Source organism: Achromobacter sp. F4_2707 (assembly GCF_047501535.1).
Classification (GTDB): Bacteria; Pseudomonadota; Gammaproteobacteria; order Burkholderiales; family Burkholderiaceae_B; genus Yanghanlia.
The window spans coordinates 148,000-165,623 of record NZ_JAZDRJ010000007.1 but is presented as its reverse complement, the minus strand read 5'-3'; the positions used below and the strand labels follow the sequence as shown (position 1 = coordinate 165,623).

The following is a 17,624-nucleotide window of genomic DNA, read 5'->3' as shown; positions in this document are numbered from 1 at the left end:
CGCCATGGCCGTTGATCACTACGAAAACTTCCCCGTTGCTTCCCTGTTGCTGCCCCGCGCGCTGCGCGCCGCCGTGCGGGATATCTATTACTTTGCCCGCACCGCTGACGATATTGCAGACGAAGGCGATGCCACGCCTGAAGAGCGGCTGGCCGAACTGGCGGAGTTTCGCCGCGGGTTGGATGTGCTGGAAGGCTGCTCACCCAACGACCTGCCCCTGCCACGCCCGCGGATTTTTGTGCCGTTAGGCGCGACCATGGCCCGTCACGCCCTGCCCTCCTCGTTGTTGCGCGATCTGCTTTCAGCGTTTGAGCAAGATGTCGTCAAGCAACGCTATGAAAACGACAAAGAACTTTTCGATTACTGCCGTCGCTCCGCCGATCCGGTAGGCCGCCTGCTATTACGCTTGTACGAACGCCACGACCCAGAAAACCTGAAGCTTTCTGACGCCATCTGCACCGGCCTGCAACTGACCAATTTCTGGCAAGATGTAGCGCTGGACTGGCACAAAGGCAGGGTCTATCTGCCACGCGACAAACGCGAACGCCATGGCGTATCGGAAGACTGGTTGGGGCAATGTGCAGAGGCCGGCCGCTTGCTGAATGACGGCGACAATGCCATTAACGCCCAAGCTTGGCAAGCCTTGATGCAAGAACAGGTTTCACAGGCGCGCGCGCTTTTGCTTGAAGGCAAGCCACTGGCCCGCCGCCTGCCCCTGCGCGCCGGCTTGGAGCTGCGCCTCGTCGTACAAGGCGGGCTGCTTATCCTAGAGCGTTTGGAGCAATTACACTATGACGTATTCCAGCGACGTCCCGTTTTGCGCACCATTGATTGGCCGCGCATGGCGTTGAGAGCCCTTTTCAAATAAATGACTCCTGACCAATACTGCCAAGACAAAGCCGCACGCAGCGGTTCCAGCTTTTACTACGCCTTTCTGTTCCTGCCACCGGAACGGCGGCGCGCTATCACCGCACTCTATGCCTTCTGCCGCGAAGTCGATGACGTCGTAGATGAATGCACGGAGTCTTCCGTCGCCCGCATGAAACTGGCCTGGTGGCGCACCCAGGTTGACGCCCTGTTCCGTGGCCAGGCTGAACACCCCGTCATGAAGGCGCTGGCGCCCCATGTTGAGATGTTCAACATTCAGGACAGGCAGTTGTATGCCGTGATCGAGGGCATGGAAATGGACCTTGATCAACTCCGCTACCCGGATTGGAAGGCGCTGGATAAATACTGCTGGCATGCTGCCGGGGTGGTAGGGGAAATGTCGGCAGGCATCTTCGGGCAAGTTACGCCTGAAACGCTGGATTACGCCCGCAAGCTGGGCACGGCCTTCCAATTGACCAACATCATCCGCGATGTGGGCGATGACGCCCGGCGAGGCCGCATTTATCTTCCTCAGGAAGATTTGGATCGTTTCGGCGTCAAGCCCACCGAAATCATGAACGGCATGCATTCAGACCGCTTTGTTGAGCTCATGCGGTTTCAGACAACGCGCGCCCGCGACTATTACCGGGCGGCCATGCAGGCTCTGCCGGCCGAACAGCGCCGCCCGCAGCGGCCCGGTCTCATGATGGCCGCCATTTACGCGACTTTGCTGGATGAAATCGAGCGCGACGGCTGGCACGTTCTGGATCAGCGCATTTCTCTGACGCCAATTCGCAAACTGTGGTTGGCCTGGCGCACCTGGGTAGGCGGCGGTCAATGGGTGATGCGCCGACTTTCACGATGAAGATCGGCATTGTGGGCGGTGGCTGGGCCGGCTTAAGCGCCGCCGTAACTGCCGTCCGACAGGGTCATCAAGTACGTTTATTTGAGTCGGCGGCCGTGTTGGGCGGGCGGGCTCGCAGCGTACATGCACCGGCCTTGCAAGCCGATATCGACAACGGCCAGCATATTTTGCTGGGTGCTTATACAGCCACCCTGGAGTTGATGCGCAGCCTGGGTCTGGCCCCAGAACGGCAGTTCATCCGGCTGCCGTTATCCGTAGCAAGTGCCGACAACACATTGGAGTTTTGCGCGCCTGGCCGTTTGCCTGCCCCGTTACACATTATGGCCGGCCTGATGGCTGCCAAAGGACTGAGTTGGAGCGAAAAACGAGCCGCGCTACGCGCCATGCTCCACCTGCGCAGCCACAATTGGCAGACGCCCCGCAACGCCACCGTACAAGAATGGCTGGCCCTGACTCTGCAGCCCTCGCGATTGCAGCGCCTGCTGTGGGCGCCATTATGTATTGCCACATTGAACACGCCTGTGGAGCACGCCTGCGCCCAGCTGTTCGCTCATGTGTTGCGCGACAGCCTGGGGGCATCCAGGCGCAGTTTCAGTGACATGCTTATTCCCCGCACCACTTTATCCGAGCTATGGCCGGCGCGGGTGGAAGAGCTTGCCCAAACTGGCGGCCTGACCGATAGACCGGGTGCCAGCCTGGACATTCTGCGTTCCACCACAGTGCGCTGGCTGCGCTATGCCAACGCCGCCAAGGCTGTCGACAACCCGCCGCAATTGACGCTGGACGACAGGCCGGAGATCTATGATGCCATTGTGCTTTGCGGTAATACCCCGTCAGTGGCGCGGCTACTGAGTACTTTGCCGCCCATCAATGGGGGCAAGGAATTTTTAGACGACCTGCTGGCGTTTAAGCACGCACCCATTGCCACGCTGACGCTGGAACTGGAACACACCTTCAAATTACCTGCCCCCATGTTGCTGCTGCACGAAGACCGGCGGCGTGGTCATTACGGCCAGTGGTTGTTCCAGGGCCAGGACGCCTCCTCACGCATGCTGCATGTGGTAGTAAGCGACGCCGGCGATTTATTGCAGCAAGAGCGCCCGTTGGCGATCAAGAGCATGGTTGAGCAATTGCGAGAACAGTTGGCTGGCCCCGCTTTGCCGACGATTGTGCGCCATTCATTGATTGCGGAGAAGCGAGCAACATTTCTTGCCGTGCCCGGTTTAAAACGGCCGGGCCATCGCACTCCGTGGCCGGGAGTGTGGGTGGCGGGCGATTGGACGGATACAGGTTATCCGGGAGTACTGGAAGGCGCGGTGCGCAGTGGGCGGGATGCAGCATTAGCCGCAGGAGAACTCAACCGCCAGCCAGCCGTGCCGCAGTAAAAAAACCCAACCCGGTTGCCAACAGGCTCCCCAGCAAACTGGCCGCAGCATAAGAACCCGCAGACAAATACGCCCCGCGCATCAGCATAGCAACCGTTTCACCAGAAAAAGCCGAAAAGGTCGTCATCCCACCCAAAAACCCGGTTATCAGAAATAACCTCAGCCAAAGAGGCAGATCCGGCTGGCCCGACACCCCCCCCAACAACAAACCAATCAAATAGCCGCCGCCGACATTCACAACCAAAGTGCCCCAAGGCCAAGCCGCACCCGGGCTGTTCAGCCATAGCCCAAGCAGCCAGCGGCACAGCGCTCCCAAAGAAGCGCCAAAACACACCGCCAGCGCATTAGGCCAGGTCAGCACGGCTAAAAATCAGCAAGTCTCTGAACCCACCACAGGCGCGTGCCGGCGAATGTAATCCCGTACTTCTTGTTCATCGCACGCCATGTTCACCACCCGCTGCGGCAACGATGCCAGGCCGGTAAGATGTTCCGGCACGGGTGGTTCGGTACCGACCGCCTCCAATATCGTTTCGGCAAACTTCGCCGGCAGAGCGGTTTCCAGCACGAGCATGGGTACGCCCTCTTCGATGTAATCGGCTGCCACCTTGACCCCATCGGCTGTATGCGGGTCGATCAGCACGCCGGTTTCTTGCTGCACTTTCTTAATCGTCGCCAGGCGATCCGCATGGGAGCTGGTGCCCGATACAAAGCCATAGCGCGCTTCGAACTGCGGCTTCAGGTGGCTGAGATCGAACTGGCCTTGGGCTTCCAGGTTCTGCCAAAGCTCGCGCAGGCGCTCAGGGTCGCGGCCCAGCAGGTCAAACACAAAGCGCTCAAAGTTTGATGCCTTGGAAATGTCCATGGACGGACTGGATGTCGCGTGCGTCTGTGCTGCAGAACGCGGGCGATAGATGCCGGTACGGAAGAATTCTTCCAGAACGTTGTTCTCGTTGGTTGCCAGCACCAGGCGACGGATGGGCAAGCCCATTTCGCGAGCGATGTGGCCCGCCAGAATATTGCCGAAGTTGCCTGACGGCACACAGAAGGACACCTCTTTGGCTTGCCCTTGCTCTGTGGCACGTAGCCAGCCCCAGAAGTAGTACACCACCTGGGCCGCAATACGCGCCCAATTGATGGAGTTCACGGCGCCCAGCCGATAATCGCTCTTGAACTGCAGGTCTCCGGCCAGCGCCTTGACGATGTCCTGGCAATCGTCGAACACGCCCTCTACGGCGATGTTGTGGATGTTGGCGTCTTGCAGCGAATACATCTGCGCGCGTTGGAAGGCGCTCATACGCCCTTGTGGCGACAACATGAACACCGTCACACCACGTTTGCCGCGCATGGCATACTCCGCCGCCGAGCCCGTGTCGCCCGAAGTCGCACCCAGAATATTGAGCGTCGCGCCACGGCGTTCCAACACATACTCGAATACCTGGCCCAGGAACTGCATGGCCATATCTTTGAAGGCCAGTGTCGGGCCTTCCGACAGCCCCAGCAGACTCATGCCGCCCTTCAAGGGCTTAATGGGCACCATGTGAGGGCCGGGAAAGACATCCTGGTTATATGCAGCGGCTGTGAGCTGACGCAAGTCTTCCTGAGGAATGTCGCTAATGAACAAGCCAAGGATTTCCGCTGCCAATTCGGCATAGCTCAGGCTGCGCCACTGTTCCAGTGTTGCTGAGTCGACCTGGGGAATGGTTTGCGGAACGGCCAGCCCGCCGTCCGGTGCGAGACCTTCCAGCAAGATGTCGGAAAAGGGCTGTGGCAACATGCCCCCGCGCGTAGAGATGTATTTCATATCTGTTCCTCGACGCGCAGCCGGGTGACTTCCGAACGCACGAAGGGCAGTTTCTGGATATTTTCAATAGCCTGCATGACCGAGCCTTCACGGGCCCGATGCAGCAGAAAGATAATGGTGGCTTCGTCGGCCTGATAGGGTTCTTGAATCATGGAACCGATAGAAATACCGGCTTCAGCCAGAATGCGCGAAATATCAGCCAGCACGCCGGGACGGTCCGCCACCCGCAGGCGCAGGTAGTAGGCGGATTCGATATCTTCTGCTGCAAGAATGGGGATATCCTCGACCGCATCGGGCTGAAACGCCAGATATGGTACGCGGTGTTCGGGGTCGGCCGACTCAAGCCGGGCGACATCGACGAGATCAGCTACCACGGCGGAGGCCGTCGGCATTTCGCCCGCACCTTGGCCGTAATACAGCGTCGGGCCGACAATGTCACCATGCACCAGCACCGCATTCATGGCGCCGTCCACAGACGCCAGGGGGCTGCTCATGCGGATTAACGTTGGGTGAACTCGCAGCTCGATGCCATCGTCACGACGGCGGGCAATACCCAGCAGCTTGATGCGGTAGCCCAGACGAGCGGCATGTTGGATATCTTCCGCTTCCAGCTTGGAAATGCCTTCAATGCAGGCTTTATCAAACTGCACGGGAATACCAAAGGCCATGGATGCCAGCAGCGTCAGCTTGTGAGCGGCATCCACCCCTTCAATATCGAAGGTGGGGTCGGCTTCGGCATAACCCAAACGCTGTGCTTCAGCCAGCACGGTGTTGAACGGCTCGCCGCGCGACTGCATCTCGGAAAGTATGAAGTTGGTTGTACCGTTGATAATGCCGGCGATCCAATCGATGCGGTTAGCGCTCAGGCCTTCACGCATCGCCTTGATGATAGGGATACCCCCCGCTACGGCGGCTTCGAATGCCACCATGACGTTATTCTCGTCGGCGGCATCGAATATTTCATTGCCGTGCAGAGCCAGCAGCGCCTTGTTGGCGGTTACCACATGCTTGCCTTGGTGGATGGCTTCCATCACCCATTCACGCGCCGCGGTTTCACCGCCAATCAGTTCCACCACCACATCAATCTTGGGGTCGCGGGCGATTTCCATACCGTCGGTGGTGACTTTCACTTTCTCGTCACCCAGCAGCTTGCGAGCTTTTTCAATGTCGCGCACTGCCACCGCCCGGATCTCAATGCTGCGCCCGGCGCGTCGGGCGATTTCCGCTGCGTTGTTGCGCAACACCTTCCAGGTGCCGCCCCCGACGACACCCAAGCCCAGCAAGCCAACCCTGATGGGTGCTGTCGCCTTGCGCGCTTTTTTGCCGGGTTTTTTCTTGTCTGCGATCATTTACCTACACCGTCCTTGCGGAACATATCCTTGATGCCACGCACTGCCTGCCGTGTGCGCTGTTCGTTTTCTATCAGTGCAAAACGCACATATTCATCGCCATATTCGCCAAAACCCACACCCGGTGACACGGCGACTTTGGCGTCTGCCAGAAGGCGTTTGGAAAACTCCAGCGAACCCAGCGCCCGGTAAGCTTCGGGAATACGCGCCCAGATATACATGGAGGCCTTGGGAATATCGACCGGCCAGCCGGCTTCTGACAACCCTTTGGCCAGCACATCGCGGCGGTTCTTGTACTGCGCAACGACTTCCGCCACGCAGTCTTGCGGGCCTTCCAGCGCAGCAATGGATGCCACCTGGATCGGCGTGAACGTTCCGTAGTCATGGTAGCTCTTGATGCGCGCCAGCGCGTTCACCAAGTTCTGGTTGCCCACCATAAAGCCTACGCGCCAACCCGCCATGTTGTAGCTCTTGCTCATGGTGAAGAATTCCACCGCAACATCGCGTGCGCCTTCAACCTGCATGATGGAGGGTGCAACATAGCCGTCGAACGTGATATCCGCATAGGCGAGGTCATGAACCACCAAGATATTGTGTTCACGAGCCAACGCGACCAAACGTTCGAAGAAGTTCAGATCCACACACTGGGCCGTAGGATTGCTGGGGAAACCCAGAATCATCATCTTGGGAGGTGGAATGGTTTCGCGTACCGCACGCTCGATCTCTTCGAAAAAATCAAGCCCCGGAACAATAGGCACTGAACGGATGTTGGCTCCGGCAATCACCGCCCCATAGATGTGGATGGGATAGCTGGGGTTGGGCACCAGCACGGTGTCACCGCGATCGAGGGTGGCCAGCATCAGGTGCGCCAGCCCCTCTTTGGAACCAATGGTGACAATGGCCTCGGAATCGGGGTCGATCTGGACGTCATAGCGGCGTGCGTACCAATCGGAAATTGCTTTACGCAGGCGCGGAATGCCTTTGGAGACCGAATAACCGTGCGTGTCAGGCCGGTTGACGGCTTCGATTAGTTTTTCAACGATATGCGGCGGCGTGGCGCCGTCGGGATTGCCCATCGACATATCGATGATGTCTTCTCCGCGCCGCCGCGCCGCCATCTTGAGTTCGCCCGTAATATTGAAAACATACGGAGGCAGGCGCTCGATGCGCGGAAACGTACTCATGATGATCCTTATTGGGAAAACGGGCGTTGGAAATATAAATTGGAAAGTCGTATGCCAATCACGCAGGTTGCGCTGCAGCAAACCCGTTAATCTAGCGTAAAGACTAGGTTGACGGCAAATAGTGCCAGTTTAAACGATGCCACTCTGCTTCGCAGTACCCTGTGCGCCCTCATGCGCTATGATGAACCACACGGGACGCTCTGGGCCGATTGAGCCGCCAGCAGGTGCTGCGGATACCTCCAGAACCGTCTCACAGGGAGCCACTCTTGCTATTACAGAAAGAATCCAACCCCGGACTGAACACAATTACCGCTTACGGTGCGGGTTACGTCGAAATCAACGGCCAACCCTATCAGAACCCACTGCACTTCGGCCCCGAAGGGCCGATACATCCCTGGCCTATCGACGACATCAAACAGCTCACGCTTGCTGCGTTGCGGGAAATTGCGGGCATCCAAGAGGCTGCCGCCGACCCCATGGCGTTTCTCGATGACACGCCGCCTACTGCCAACACCGACACCGAAGTCGTACTGATAGGCACCGGCAGCCGTCATTGCTTGTTGCCCCAGTCCATCACTGCGCCGCTGCTGCGCCTGGGCATCGGTGTAGAAGCCATGTCCACCCCGGCCGCCGCGCGTACTTACAACATTCTCATGTCAGAAGGCCGACGCGTTGTCGTCGCCCTTATACCTCCACAGGACGCTGAATAATGCAGATTGCCGTCGGACAGCCGATTCCTTCTTTTACCGCCGCCTCCACGCAGGGCGAGATCTCTTTGGAGTCGCTCAAGGGTCAGAAGACCGTGCTGTACTTCTACCCCAAAGACAACACGCCGGGTTGCACCACGCAAGCCCAGGGCTTTCGCGATCACCACGAAGAGTTCACCGCCGCTGGCGCGCGCATCATCGGGGTCTCCCGCGACTCGCTTAAATCGCACGAAAACTTCAGTGCCAAGCAAGCGCTGCCTTTTGCGCTGATTTCCGACCCCGACGAAACCTTGTGCGAACTGTTTGGCGTCATGAAAATGAAGAATATGTATGGCAAGCAGGTGCGCGGCATTGAGCGCAGCACTTTTCTCATTAATGCCGATGGCACGCTGTTGCGCGAATGGCGCGGCTTGCGCGTTCCCGGCCACGTTGATGCCGTATTGCAGGCTGTACGCGAAAGCTGATCCGCCCCCAAGCCGTACTCATTGGAGCTCAAGGCCATGCCTTTACCAAAACTTCCCAGTCGCATGGGTGACCGGGTCACCAAAGAAGAAAGCAGTACCGTTGAGGTGTTAACGTCAGCAGACGCCACACCCGCCGCACAGGCGGCGACCAAAACCGTCGCAAAAAAAACGGCTGTGAAGAAAACGGCTGTGAAGAAAACCGCAGCGAAGCAAGCGGCTAAAACCGCAGTGAAAGCCACAGCAGCCGCCAAAAAGGCTGTAGCAAGCGCTCCAAAAACCGCAGCGGCCAAAACCGCCACGCCCGTCAGTTCGACACCGCCTGCCACTTCCATCGAATCGGCGGTCGAGAACGCCTCTCAGGCCGATGTAGTCAGCTCCAGCGCCACAACTCAGGCGGCCGCCACCCAGCCACCTGCACGCAGCCCTCGCGTCTCTAAACGCGCTCGCCTGCCCGCCTCGCAGCGCAAGCTTTTCGTGCTTGACACCAACGTCTTGCTGCACGATTCCAATTCTTTGTTCAAGTTCGAGGAACACGACATCTACCTGCCAATGATCGTGCTTGAAGAGCTCGATCATCATAAAAAGGGGATGTCGGAAGTCGCCCGCAATGCGCGCCAGGTCAGCCGTTTCCTCGACGCCCTGGTCACCGAGACCGCCGATCTAGAAAAAGGCGCCAACCTCGATATCCTGGGCAACCAGGAAGCGCTCGGCCAGTTGCTCCTACAAACGTCCGCCCTGGATATCTCTTTGCCCATAGAGCTGCCGGTGGGCAAGGCCGACCACGTCATTCTCGGGGTGGTCAATGCCTTGAAGGCTCAATACCCCAAACGCACGGTTGTGCTGGTTTCCAAAGACATTAACATCCGTCTCAAAGCCCGCGCCCTGGGCATGGAAGCCGAAGACTACCGCAATGACCGGGTGTTAGACGACTCCGATCTGCTTTACGACGGCGTGATGCCTTTGCCGGAAAACTTCTGGCTCAAGCACGGCAAGGATGTTGAGTCCTGGCAGCAAAGCGGTGTGACCTACTACCGCATCAGGGGGCCGCTGTGCAGCGAGTTCCTGGTCAACCAGTTCGTCTACCTGGAAGGCGACATGCCTCTGCAAGCCCAGGTACGTGAAGTCAGCGGCAAGTCTGCCGTGCTGTCCACCCTGCGTGATCACAGCCACGGTCGCAACAGCGTATGGGGCATTACCGCCCGTAATCGTGAGCAGAATTTTGCTCTCAACCTGTTAATGAATCCGGACTGCGATTTTGTTTCGCTGCTGGGTCAGGCAGGCACGGGCAAAACACTGTTGGCGCTGGCCGCCGGTCTGGCGCAAACCCTGGAAAGCAACCGCTACAGCGAAATCATCATCACACGCGCGACCGTGCCGGTGGGCGACGACATCGGCTTTCTACCCGGCACTGAAGAAGAAAAAATGGCCCCTTGGATGGGCGCCCTGGAAGACAATCTGGAAGTCTTGCATCTGGGTGCTGGCCGCCACGACCTGGCCAGCGACTCCGGCACAGCCGACTGGAACAAGCAATCCACCCTGGAACTCATACGCTCGCGCATCAAGGTGAAATCGCTGAACTTCATGCGGGGCCGGACTTTCCTGAATAAATACCTAATCATCGACGAGGCCCAGAACCTCACGCCCAAGCAGATGAAAACCCTGGTCACGCGTGCCGGCCCCGGTACCAAAATCGTCTGTCTGGGCAATATCGCCCAGATTGACACCCCCTATCTCACCGAGGGCAGTTCCGGGCTCACCTATGTCGTCGATCGCTTTAAAGGCTGGCCGCACGCTGGGCACATTACCTTGCAGCGCGGCGAACGTTCCCGTCTGGCCGACTACGCCAGCGAAGCCCTATAGGAGAGGTTGCCATGGTTCGCAAGAAACACCAGCTGCCTGTGGGTTTCACGATGGGAGATGCGGCGGGCATCGGGCCGGAAATCATCGTCAAAGCCTTTGCCGCCGGCCTGCCCGAACCCTCCATTGTGTATGGCGATGTCGGTGTCATGCAGAATACGGTCAGCAAGCTGGGGCTGGACGCTCTGTTGCGGGTGGAAATCATCAGCGAACCGGAAGCCTGCCCCAGCGACCCCAGCATCATTCCTGTACTGAACCGCTGGCAGCCTCTGCCCGACAACCTGCCCATGGGTCAGGCTCAGGCCGAAGCGGGTCGCGGCGCGTATGAGTACCTGTGCCACGCCATTGACAACGCCATGGCGCAGCGCATCCGCGCTATTGTTACGGCGCCTTTGAATAAAAAAGCCATGCAGATGGGTGGGGTAGACTACCCCGGCCATACGGAAATCCTGGCTGAGCGCAGCGGCACCAGCCGCTTCGCCATGATGTTGGCCAACCCCGAACTACGCGTGCTGCTGGTCACCATTCATGTAGCGCTAGCCGATGTGCCCGGCCTTATCACGTTTGAGTCTGAACTCGACACCATACGGCTGGCCGATATCGCCTGCCGCCAGGCGGGGCTGCAACGGCCACGCATTGCAGTTGCAGGCCTGAACCCACATGCTGGAGAAGACGGCCGCTTCGGGCGCGAAGAAATCGAAATCATCAGCCCGGCCATTGAGGCGGCTCGTGCCGAAGGGCTGGATGTCAGTGGGCCCTGGCCCGGCGACACCGTGTTCATGCGCGCCCGCATGGGCGAATTCGACATCGTTGTGGCGCAATATCACGACCAGGGGCTGATTCCCGTCAAATATCTTGGTGTAGAACAAGGCGTCAACGTCACGGTCGGCCTACCCTTCATCCGTACCAGTGTGGACCACGGCACCGCCTATTCCATCGCCGGGCAAGGTATTGCTGACCCGGCTTCCCTACGTACGGCTTACGAAACCGCCCTGGCCATGACGCAGCCCTGAAGTGCCGGGCTTGCGCATAGGCGCACCGCCCCATAACAGACCGATCAGCTCATTGTCGAGGTGAAGTTCAGGAAGCGGGTGCTCGAACCTTGGAAGGTCAGGCGCACGGTGCCAATGGGGCCGTTACGCTGCTTGCCGATAATGATTTCCGCCGTGCCTTTATCTGGGGAATCCGGGTTATAGACTTCGTCCCGGTAAATGAACAGAATCACGTCGGCGTCCTGCTCAATCGCGCCGGATTCCCGCAAATCGCTCATCACCGGGCGCTTATTGGGGCGCTGTTCCAAGCTGCGGTTAAGCTGCGATAGCGCCACTAATGGGCAGTTCAGTTCCTTAGCCAACGCTTTCAGCGAGCGGCTAATTTCAGAAATTTCGGTCGCACGGTTTTCGCCCCCGCCACTGCCCGACATCAACTGCAAGTAGTCGATGATAATGAGCCCGAGTTGGCCGCATTGCCGTGCCAAGCGTCGCGCACGGGCGCGCACCTCGTTGGGCGACAAGGCTGGGGTCTCATCAATGTACAACTGGGCTTCTTGAACGCGCTGCACGGCATGTGTCAGGCGCGGCCAATCTTCGGCTGTCAATTTACCGGTACGCATGCGGTGCTGATCCAACAAGCCCACCGAACCAATAATTCGCTGCGCAAGCTGCACCGCCCCCATTTCCATGGAAAACACCGCAACAGGCAGCCCTTGCTCAATAGCGACGTATTCACCGATATTCATGGAGAAAGAGGTTTTCCCCATAGAGGGGCGGCCAGCAACAATCACCAAGTCACCCGGCTGCAGCCCGGATGTCATGCGGTCGAGGTCAGAAAACCCCGTGGGCACACCGGTAACGTCAGAGTCGCCTTCACGATGATAGAGTTCGTCGATCCGTTCCACCACCTGCGCCAACAGCGGCTGGATTTCCTGAAAACCCTTACTGCCCTTAGCGCCCTCCTGGGCGATTTGGAAGACTTTGGACTCTGCTTCATCTAGTAATTGCCGCGCTTCTTTACCTTGCGGGTTGAATGCGGCAGCCGAGATTTCATCGGCAATGGTAACCAGCTTGCGCAGCATTGAACGCTCGCGCACGATTTCAGCATAGCGACGGATATTAGCCGCCGACGGTGTGTTGTGCGCCAGGGCGTTCAGGTAAGCCAGCCCGCCGATTTCTTCACCCTTGCCGCTGGTGGCCAGCGATTCGTGCACCGTCACAACGTCGGCAGGACGCGACAGGTTGATAAGGCGAGAAATGTGCTGCCAGATCAGGCGGTGGTCATAACGATAGAAGTCGTCTTCGGCCAACACATCGCTGACTCGGTCGAATGCGGCATTATCCAACAACAGCCCGCCCAGCACCGATTGTTCGGCCTCGATCGAATGGGGGGGAATCCGCAGATAATCCAGTTGCGGATCGCTTTGCATGAGAGCATTGTCCAACTAAGACTCCTGAAGGTCGCTTTAGTGTCCTGTTTGGTTGGAAAAGCGTGCGCCGCCCGCAAGGGGCCGGCGGCGCAGCGCCGGACGAACGGCAAAAAAGAAAAGCCGGTTTGCACCGGCTTTCGCGTGGAAGTACGTGGTACACCCGGTTAAACAGAATGTACCACGCGGAGCGTATGCCTAATTAGGCCATTTCGCCCTGAATCACCACGTTGATTTCGACGGCGACGTCAGGATGCAGAACGATGCTGACGGGGTATTCGCCCACTGCCTTCAGTGCGCCTTCGGGCAGACGAACTTGCGTCTTGACGATGGTATCGAAACCCGCCTTAACCAAGCCAGCAGCGATATCGATATTGCCGACTGAACCGAACAGACGGCCATCTACACCCGCCTTTTCAGTCAGGGTCAGGGTGTAATCGCCCAGTTTGGCGGCCACAGCTTCTGCAGCGGCCAGCTTCTCAACCTGAGCCTTTTCGAGTTCAGCACGGCGCGCTTCGAATTCCTGCAAAGCAGATTCAGTTGCACGGCGGGCGATCTTTTGAGGGATCAGATAATTGCGGGCAAAACCGTCGCGCACACGCACGACATCGCCAAGGTTGCCCAGATTGGCGACTTTTTCAAGCAGAATGACTTGCATGACTATAGGCCCCGAATTAGTTGTGGTTGTCGGTGTAAGGCAGCAGAGCCAGGAAACGGGCACGCTTGACAGCGGTGTCCAGCTGACGCTGATAGTGAGCCTTGGTGCCTGTCAGGCGCGCAGGAATGATCTTTCCGTTTTCCTGGATGAAATCGCGCAGGGTGTCGAGATCCTTGTAGTCGATTTCTTCAACGCCAGCTGCCGTGAAACGGCAGAATTTGCGGCGCTTGAACAGCGGATTCTGTTGGGAAAACCTACGTTTTCTGTCCTTACCTTTTCTGGAGAAAGCCATGGTATGTGCCTCTTGGATTTCCGGGCCGGGCCCGGTATGTTTCTACGTACATCGAGCGACAGGCTCGAGCATCTAATTTGTTACTGCTACACGACTGTGTTGCCACTGCCGGAGAATGAACGCTTTGCCTTCTGGATATGCAGGACAAGCCTGCCTGAACCCTTGCGCGTTGCGGCGAGAAAACCTTCCAATTCCAGCCTAGCCCCCAACGGGGTATCGACCAGTAGATGGGCGGTGTCTCCGAGAGCGATGGCCCGTGCCTGAAAATTAACACGGCGGGCCTGCCCTGCTTCCTGGACTTCCGACTCGTGTTCGAGGGTGAGTTCCAGAGCAGCTACGCCAGCGGGGGTATACCTGAGTGGCTGGAGTTCGACGACCGAGGCCGTCAGTAAAACCCGGTTCACGCCAGGCAGCCCAGTCAGCCGTTTATTCCGACTGTGCGCTCGCCGCTTCGGCGTTCGCCTTGCGTGCTTCTTCGCGTTCCACAGTCTTCATCATGACGGAAGGACCAGCGGGGGCCTTCTTGGTCTTGAGGGTCATGTGGCGAAGAATGGCGTCGTTGTAGCGGAATGCGTGCTCGAGCTCATCGAGAACGGTCTGACCGCATTCGATATTCATGCACACGTAGTGGGCCTTAACCAGCTTCTGAATAGGGTAAGCCAGTTGACGGCGACCCCAGTCTTCAACACGGTGAATAACGCCTTCGCCGCCGGTGATCTGGGCGGAATAGCGCTCGATCATGGCAGGCACTTGCTCGCTTTGATCGGGATGCACGATAAACACTACTTCGTAGTGGCGCATAGGTAATAACTCCTTGTGGATGATTCCAAAGAAGGCTTGGTGTTAAGCCCTCTCGTCGGAAACTCAGCCCGCCCAGCCAAAAACCGGCCAAGTCGAGCAAAGAAACGTAGCATTCTAGCATGACAGCCTGGGCAATGTTAAGCCACAGGCGTAAACCTACCGCTGAAGCGTGGCTAACCCGTCACTTCCGCGTAAGCGGAATGATTGTGAATGGATTCGAAATTCTCGGCTTCAATGCGATAAGTGAGCACTCCAGGCATGTCGCGCACAGCCACGGCCACGTCGCGCACCAGATCTTCAACAAACTTGGGGTTTTCGTAAGCCCGTTCTGTCACGAATTTCTCGTCAGCACGCTTGAGCAGGCCCCACAGTTCACAAGAGGCCTGGGCCTCGACACTGCGGATGATGGCGTTTACATCGACCAGGGCGGCGTCGCTGAATCGCGCAGTGACGGTAACATGGGAACGCTGGTTATGCGCGCCGTATTCTGAAATGGCTTTGGAGCATGGGCACAAGCTGGTCACCGGCACCAATACCTGAAGCTCGAATTCTGCGCCCGGCTCACCCGCCACTGGGTTACGCTTTGCCATGCATTTCCATGACACTTCGTAATCCATCAGGCTGCTCACCTCGGACACTGGCGCCACTTTTTCCAGAAAATAGGCGAAACGGGCTTGCATGTCGCCTTGCTCGGCATCCAGCAGAGTCAGCATTTCCTGGCCCATTTCACCAAACAAGACGGGCGTCATAGGCTTGCGACGGTAGGCATCCAGCAAGGCCACAAAACGCGACATATGGGTGCCTTTCTCGTGCGCGGGCAAAGCAACAGTGAGCTCCCAATCGGCCACCGTGGGCAGAACCTCATCGCCCGCAGCAATCATCATTGGATGTTTAACGCCCTTCACACCTACACGCTGGATGGGGATATGGCGCGTATCCACGCTGCTTTGCACATCGGGCATAGCAACGACAGGATCGATAACTGTGTTCATTTTGATTCTCTATTCCTCAAGCGCATTGCTTAGCGACTCTGCTGAGCCAGACGGACCACCGTACCCGCGGCGCAGCCGCCGAAACGGCTTCCCCAGCGTGCTGTGACGGACGCCACAATGCCATCGGCATCCAGACCGAGACTGCTCAGAAGGGCAGCCTGATCACCATGGTCGATAAAGATGTCGGGCAGACCCAACTGCAGCATGGGCGCCACCACCCCCTGGGCATTGAAGTATTCTTGTACCGCGCTGCCCGCACCGCCCATGATGGCCCCCTCTTCAATGGTGACAAAAGCCTCGTGAGTGGTGGCCAATTGAGCCAGAAGAGCTTCATCAATCGGCTTCACGAAACGCATATCTACGACGGTGGCGTTGAGCTGCTCGCCTGCCACCATGGCCGCAGTGAGCAAAGTGCCGAACGCAAGTATGGCCAGCCCTTCGCCTTCGCGCCGCACTACGGCCTTGCCCAGCGGCACGGTTTCAAGGTTGGCTTCAATGGCTGCGCCCCGCCCTGCTCCGCGCGGATAACGCACGGCAGCCGGGCCCACATGCTGAAAACAAGTGGATAGTAATAATCGCGCTTCGTTTTCGTCTGACGGCGTAGCCAGCACCATATTAGGCACGCAACGCAGGAAGGCTATGTCGTAATTGCCTGCATGAGTGGCCCCGTCCGCACCCACAATGCCTGCACGATCTAAAGCCAGCGTGACGTCGAGATCCTGCAAGGCTACGTCGTGGATGAGCTGATCGTAAGCACGCTGCAGAAACGTTGAGTAAATGGCAACGACCGGCTTCTGGCCTTCACAGGCCAGGCCTGCGGCAAAGGTGAGCGCATGCTGCTCGGCAATGCCGACGTCAAAATAGCGATTGGGAAAACGGCGCTCGAACTCAATCATGCCGCTGCCTTCGCGCATGGCCGGGGTGATGCCGAACAAGCGCGAATCGCTCTGAGCCATATCGCAGAGCCACTGCCCAAATACCTGGGTGAAAGTGGGACGCGGCGGCGTGGCAGGTTTCTGTATCCCCACGCGCGGGTCGAACTTGCCCGGGCCGTGATAGGCCACCGGATCAGCTTCCGCCAGCTTATAGCCCTGCCCTTTCTTGGTGACCACATGCAAAAACTGCAAGCCCCCCAGTTCGCGCAGGTTTTCCAAGGTAGGAACAAGGGAGTCAAGGTCGTGGCCGTCGATGGGCCCGACATAGTTGAAACCCAGCTCTTCGAACAAGGTGGCGGGCGACATCAGGCCCTTGGCATGGCCTTCCATACGGCGGGCAATTTCCAACACCGGCGGCACCCTCTGCAACACGGCCTTGCCCACATTCTTGGCAGTCGCATAGAAACCGCCGGACATCAGCCTGGCCAGGTAGCGGTTCAGCGCCCCCACGGGTGGAGAGATCGACATGTCGTTGTCATTCAGAACCACCAACATGTTGATATCGGGGGTGACGCCAGCGTTGTTCAGGGCTTCGAAAGCCATGCCGGCCGTCATAGCGCCATCGCCGATTACGGCAATATGCTGGCGGTGACTGCACCCGGTGTTACGCGAGGCGACCGCCATGCCCAGCACCGCTGAAATGGAGGTGGAGGAATGCGCGGTGCCAAATGCGTCGTATTCGGATTCACTGCGTTTGGGAAAACCCGATATGCCCCCTGCTTGGCGCAGTTTCGCCATTGCCTCACGCCGCCCGGTAAGGATCTTATGCGGATACGACTGGTGGCCGACATCCCACACCAGCCTGTCGTCGGGCGTATTGAATACATGATGCAAGGCGATGGTGAGTTCGACCGTGCCCAGATTAGATGACAGATGACCGCCTGTGCGCGATACAGACTGCAGCACGAACTGGCGCAACTGATCGGCGAGCTCTTTGAGATCGCGGCGGTCTAGCCGACGCAAATCGGCCGGCGATTGAATCTGTTCGAGACTGACGTTGCTCATTGCGTTCTTGATTGAGGTTCAAAGGGCATTGTATTCGCTCGCC

Annotated in this window: 18 protein-coding genes; 7 read left to right on the top strand and 11 right to left on the bottom strand. The window is 58.3% G+C overall.

What is annotated here, in order from left to right; genetic code table 11:
- Nucleotides 1–4 precede the first annotated feature (4 nt).
- Genes hpnC through hpnE form a run of 3 tightly spaced genes read left to right on the top strand, consistent with a single transcriptional unit; the run spans nt 5 to nt 3,117 of the window.
- Complete coding sequence (gene hpnC, locus VRY85_RS08860) at nt 5–868, top strand: squalene synthase HpnC (RefSeq protein ID WP_414598221.1); 864 nt, start codon at nt 5–7, stop codon at nt 866–868.
- The gene (gene hpnD / locus VRY85_RS08855; RefSeq protein ID WP_414598220.1) at nt 869–1,732 is read left to right on the top strand and encodes a presqualene diphosphate synthase HpnD; all 864 of its coding nucleotides are present in this window, start codon (nt 869–871) and stop codon (nt 1,730–1,732) included.
- The gene (hpnE, locus tag VRY85_RS08850) at nt 1,705–3,117 is read left to right on the top strand and encodes a hydroxysqualene dehydroxylase HpnE (protein ID WP_414598219.1); all 1,413 of its coding nucleotides are present in this window, start codon (nt 1,705–1,707) and stop codon (nt 3,115–3,117) included. Before hpnD ends, hpnE begins: the two co-directional genes overlap by 28 nt.
- On the opposite strand, the gene VRY85_RS08845 is transcribed toward hpnE, so the two are convergent.
- The 4 genes from VRY85_RS08845 to alaC are packed head-to-tail and all read right to left on the bottom strand — an operon-like array spanning nt 3,089 to nt 7,451.
- A complete protein-coding gene (locus VRY85_RS08845; protein ID WP_414598218.1) occupies nt 3,089–3,478 on the bottom strand; it encodes a CrcB family protein in 390 nt (129 codons plus the stop codon). The genes hpnE and VRY85_RS08845 overlap by 29 nt on opposite strands.
- Nucleotides 3,479–3,487: 9 nt before the next feature.
- Nucleotides 3,488–4,918 carry a threonine synthase gene (thrC, locus tag VRY85_RS08840; RefSeq protein ID WP_414598217.1) on the bottom strand — a complete coding sequence of 477 codons (1,431 nt, stop codon included), beginning with the start codon at nt 4,916–4,918 and terminating at the stop codon, nt 3,488–3,490.
- Nucleotides 4,915–6,267, bottom strand: a complete 1,353-nt coding sequence (locus tag VRY85_RS08835; protein WP_414598216.1) for a homoserine dehydrogenase — start codon at nt 6,265–6,267, stop codon at nt 4,915–4,917. Before VRY85_RS08835 ends, thrC begins: the two co-directional genes overlap by 4 nt.
- Nucleotides 6,264–7,451 (bottom strand): alanine transaminase, encoded by a 1,188-nt coding sequence (gene alaC, locus VRY85_RS08830; protein WP_414598215.1) that lies wholly within the window; start codon nt 7,449–7,451, stop codon nt 6,264–6,266. The genes VRY85_RS08835 and alaC overlap by 4 nt, the downstream gene beginning before the upstream one ends.
- A 266-nt stretch (nt 7,452–7,717) precedes the next feature.
- Here alaC and VRY85_RS08825 point away from each other — a divergent pair, with 266 nt between their 5' ends.
- Genes VRY85_RS08825 through pdxA form a run of 4 tightly spaced genes read left to right on the top strand, consistent with a single transcriptional unit; the run spans nt 7,718 to nt 11,492 of the window.
- A complete protein-coding gene (locus VRY85_RS08825; RefSeq protein WP_414598214.1) occupies nt 7,718–8,161 on the top strand; it encodes an Mth938-like domain-containing protein in 444 nt (147 codons plus the stop codon).
- Nucleotides 8,161–8,622, top strand: coding sequence for a peroxiredoxin (locus tag VRY85_RS08820; protein WP_414598213.1), 462 nt, complete (start codon nt 8,161–8,163; stop codon nt 8,620–8,622). Before VRY85_RS08825 ends, VRY85_RS08820 begins: the two co-directional genes overlap by 1 nt.
- A gap of 36 nt (nt 8,623–8,658) precedes the next feature.
- A complete protein-coding gene (locus VRY85_RS08815) occupies nt 8,659–10,482 on the top strand; it encodes a PhoH family protein (protein WP_414598212.1) in 1,824 nt (607 codons plus the stop codon).
- An 11-nt stretch (nt 10,483–10,493) separates the two neighbouring features.
- Nucleotides 10,494–11,492, top strand: coding sequence for a 4-hydroxythreonine-4-phosphate dehydrogenase PdxA (pdxA, locus tag VRY85_RS08810; protein ID WP_414598211.1), 999 nt, complete (start codon nt 10,494–10,496; stop codon nt 11,490–11,492).
- Between the two features lie 44 nt (nt 11,493–11,536).
- Here the strand turns inward: pdxA and VRY85_RS08805 are convergent, their stop codons facing one another.
- The 7 genes from VRY85_RS08805 to dxs all read right to left on the bottom strand — a co-directional run bounded on the left by VRY85_RS08805 (nt 11,537) and on the right by dxs (nt 17,581).
- Nucleotides 11,537–12,901, bottom strand: coding sequence for a replicative DNA helicase (locus VRY85_RS08805; protein WP_414598210.1), 1,365 nt, complete (start codon nt 12,899–12,901; stop codon nt 11,537–11,539).
- Nucleotides 12,902–13,100: 199 nt separating this feature from the next.
- Nucleotides 13,101–13,556 (bottom strand): 50S ribosomal protein L9, encoded by a 456-nt coding sequence (gene rplI, locus VRY85_RS08800; protein WP_414598209.1) that lies wholly within the window; start codon nt 13,554–13,556, stop codon nt 13,101–13,103.
- A 16-nt stretch (nt 13,557–13,572) separates the two neighbouring features.
- Nucleotides 13,573–13,848, bottom strand: a complete 276-nt coding sequence (rpsR, locus tag VRY85_RS08795; RefSeq protein ID WP_414598208.1) for a 30S ribosomal protein S18 — start codon at nt 13,846–13,848, stop codon at nt 13,573–13,575.
- 86 nt (nt 13,849–13,934) lie between these two features.
- Nucleotides 13,935–14,252 carry a primosomal replication protein N gene (priB, locus tag VRY85_RS08790; RefSeq protein ID WP_414598207.1) on the bottom strand — a complete coding sequence of 106 codons (318 nt, stop codon included), beginning with the start codon at nt 14,250–14,252 and terminating at the stop codon, nt 13,935–13,937.
- Between the two features lie 22 nt (nt 14,253–14,274).
- A complete protein-coding gene (rpsF, locus tag VRY85_RS08785) occupies nt 14,275–14,649 on the bottom strand; it encodes a 30S ribosomal protein S6 (RefSeq protein WP_414598206.1) in 375 nt (124 codons plus the stop codon).
- A 173-nt stretch (nt 14,650–14,822) separates the two neighbouring features.
- A complete protein-coding gene (folE2, locus tag VRY85_RS08780) occupies nt 14,823–15,641 on the bottom strand; it encodes a GTP cyclohydrolase FolE2 (protein WP_414598205.1) in 819 nt (272 codons plus the stop codon).
- A gap of 29 nt (nt 15,642–15,670) precedes the next feature.
- Entirely contained in the window at nt 15,671–17,581 is a 1,911-nt protein-coding gene (gene dxs, locus VRY85_RS08775; RefSeq protein ID WP_414598204.1) for a 1-deoxy-D-xylulose-5-phosphate synthase, read from the bottom strand.
- Nucleotides 17,582–17,624: the final 43 nt, after the last annotated feature.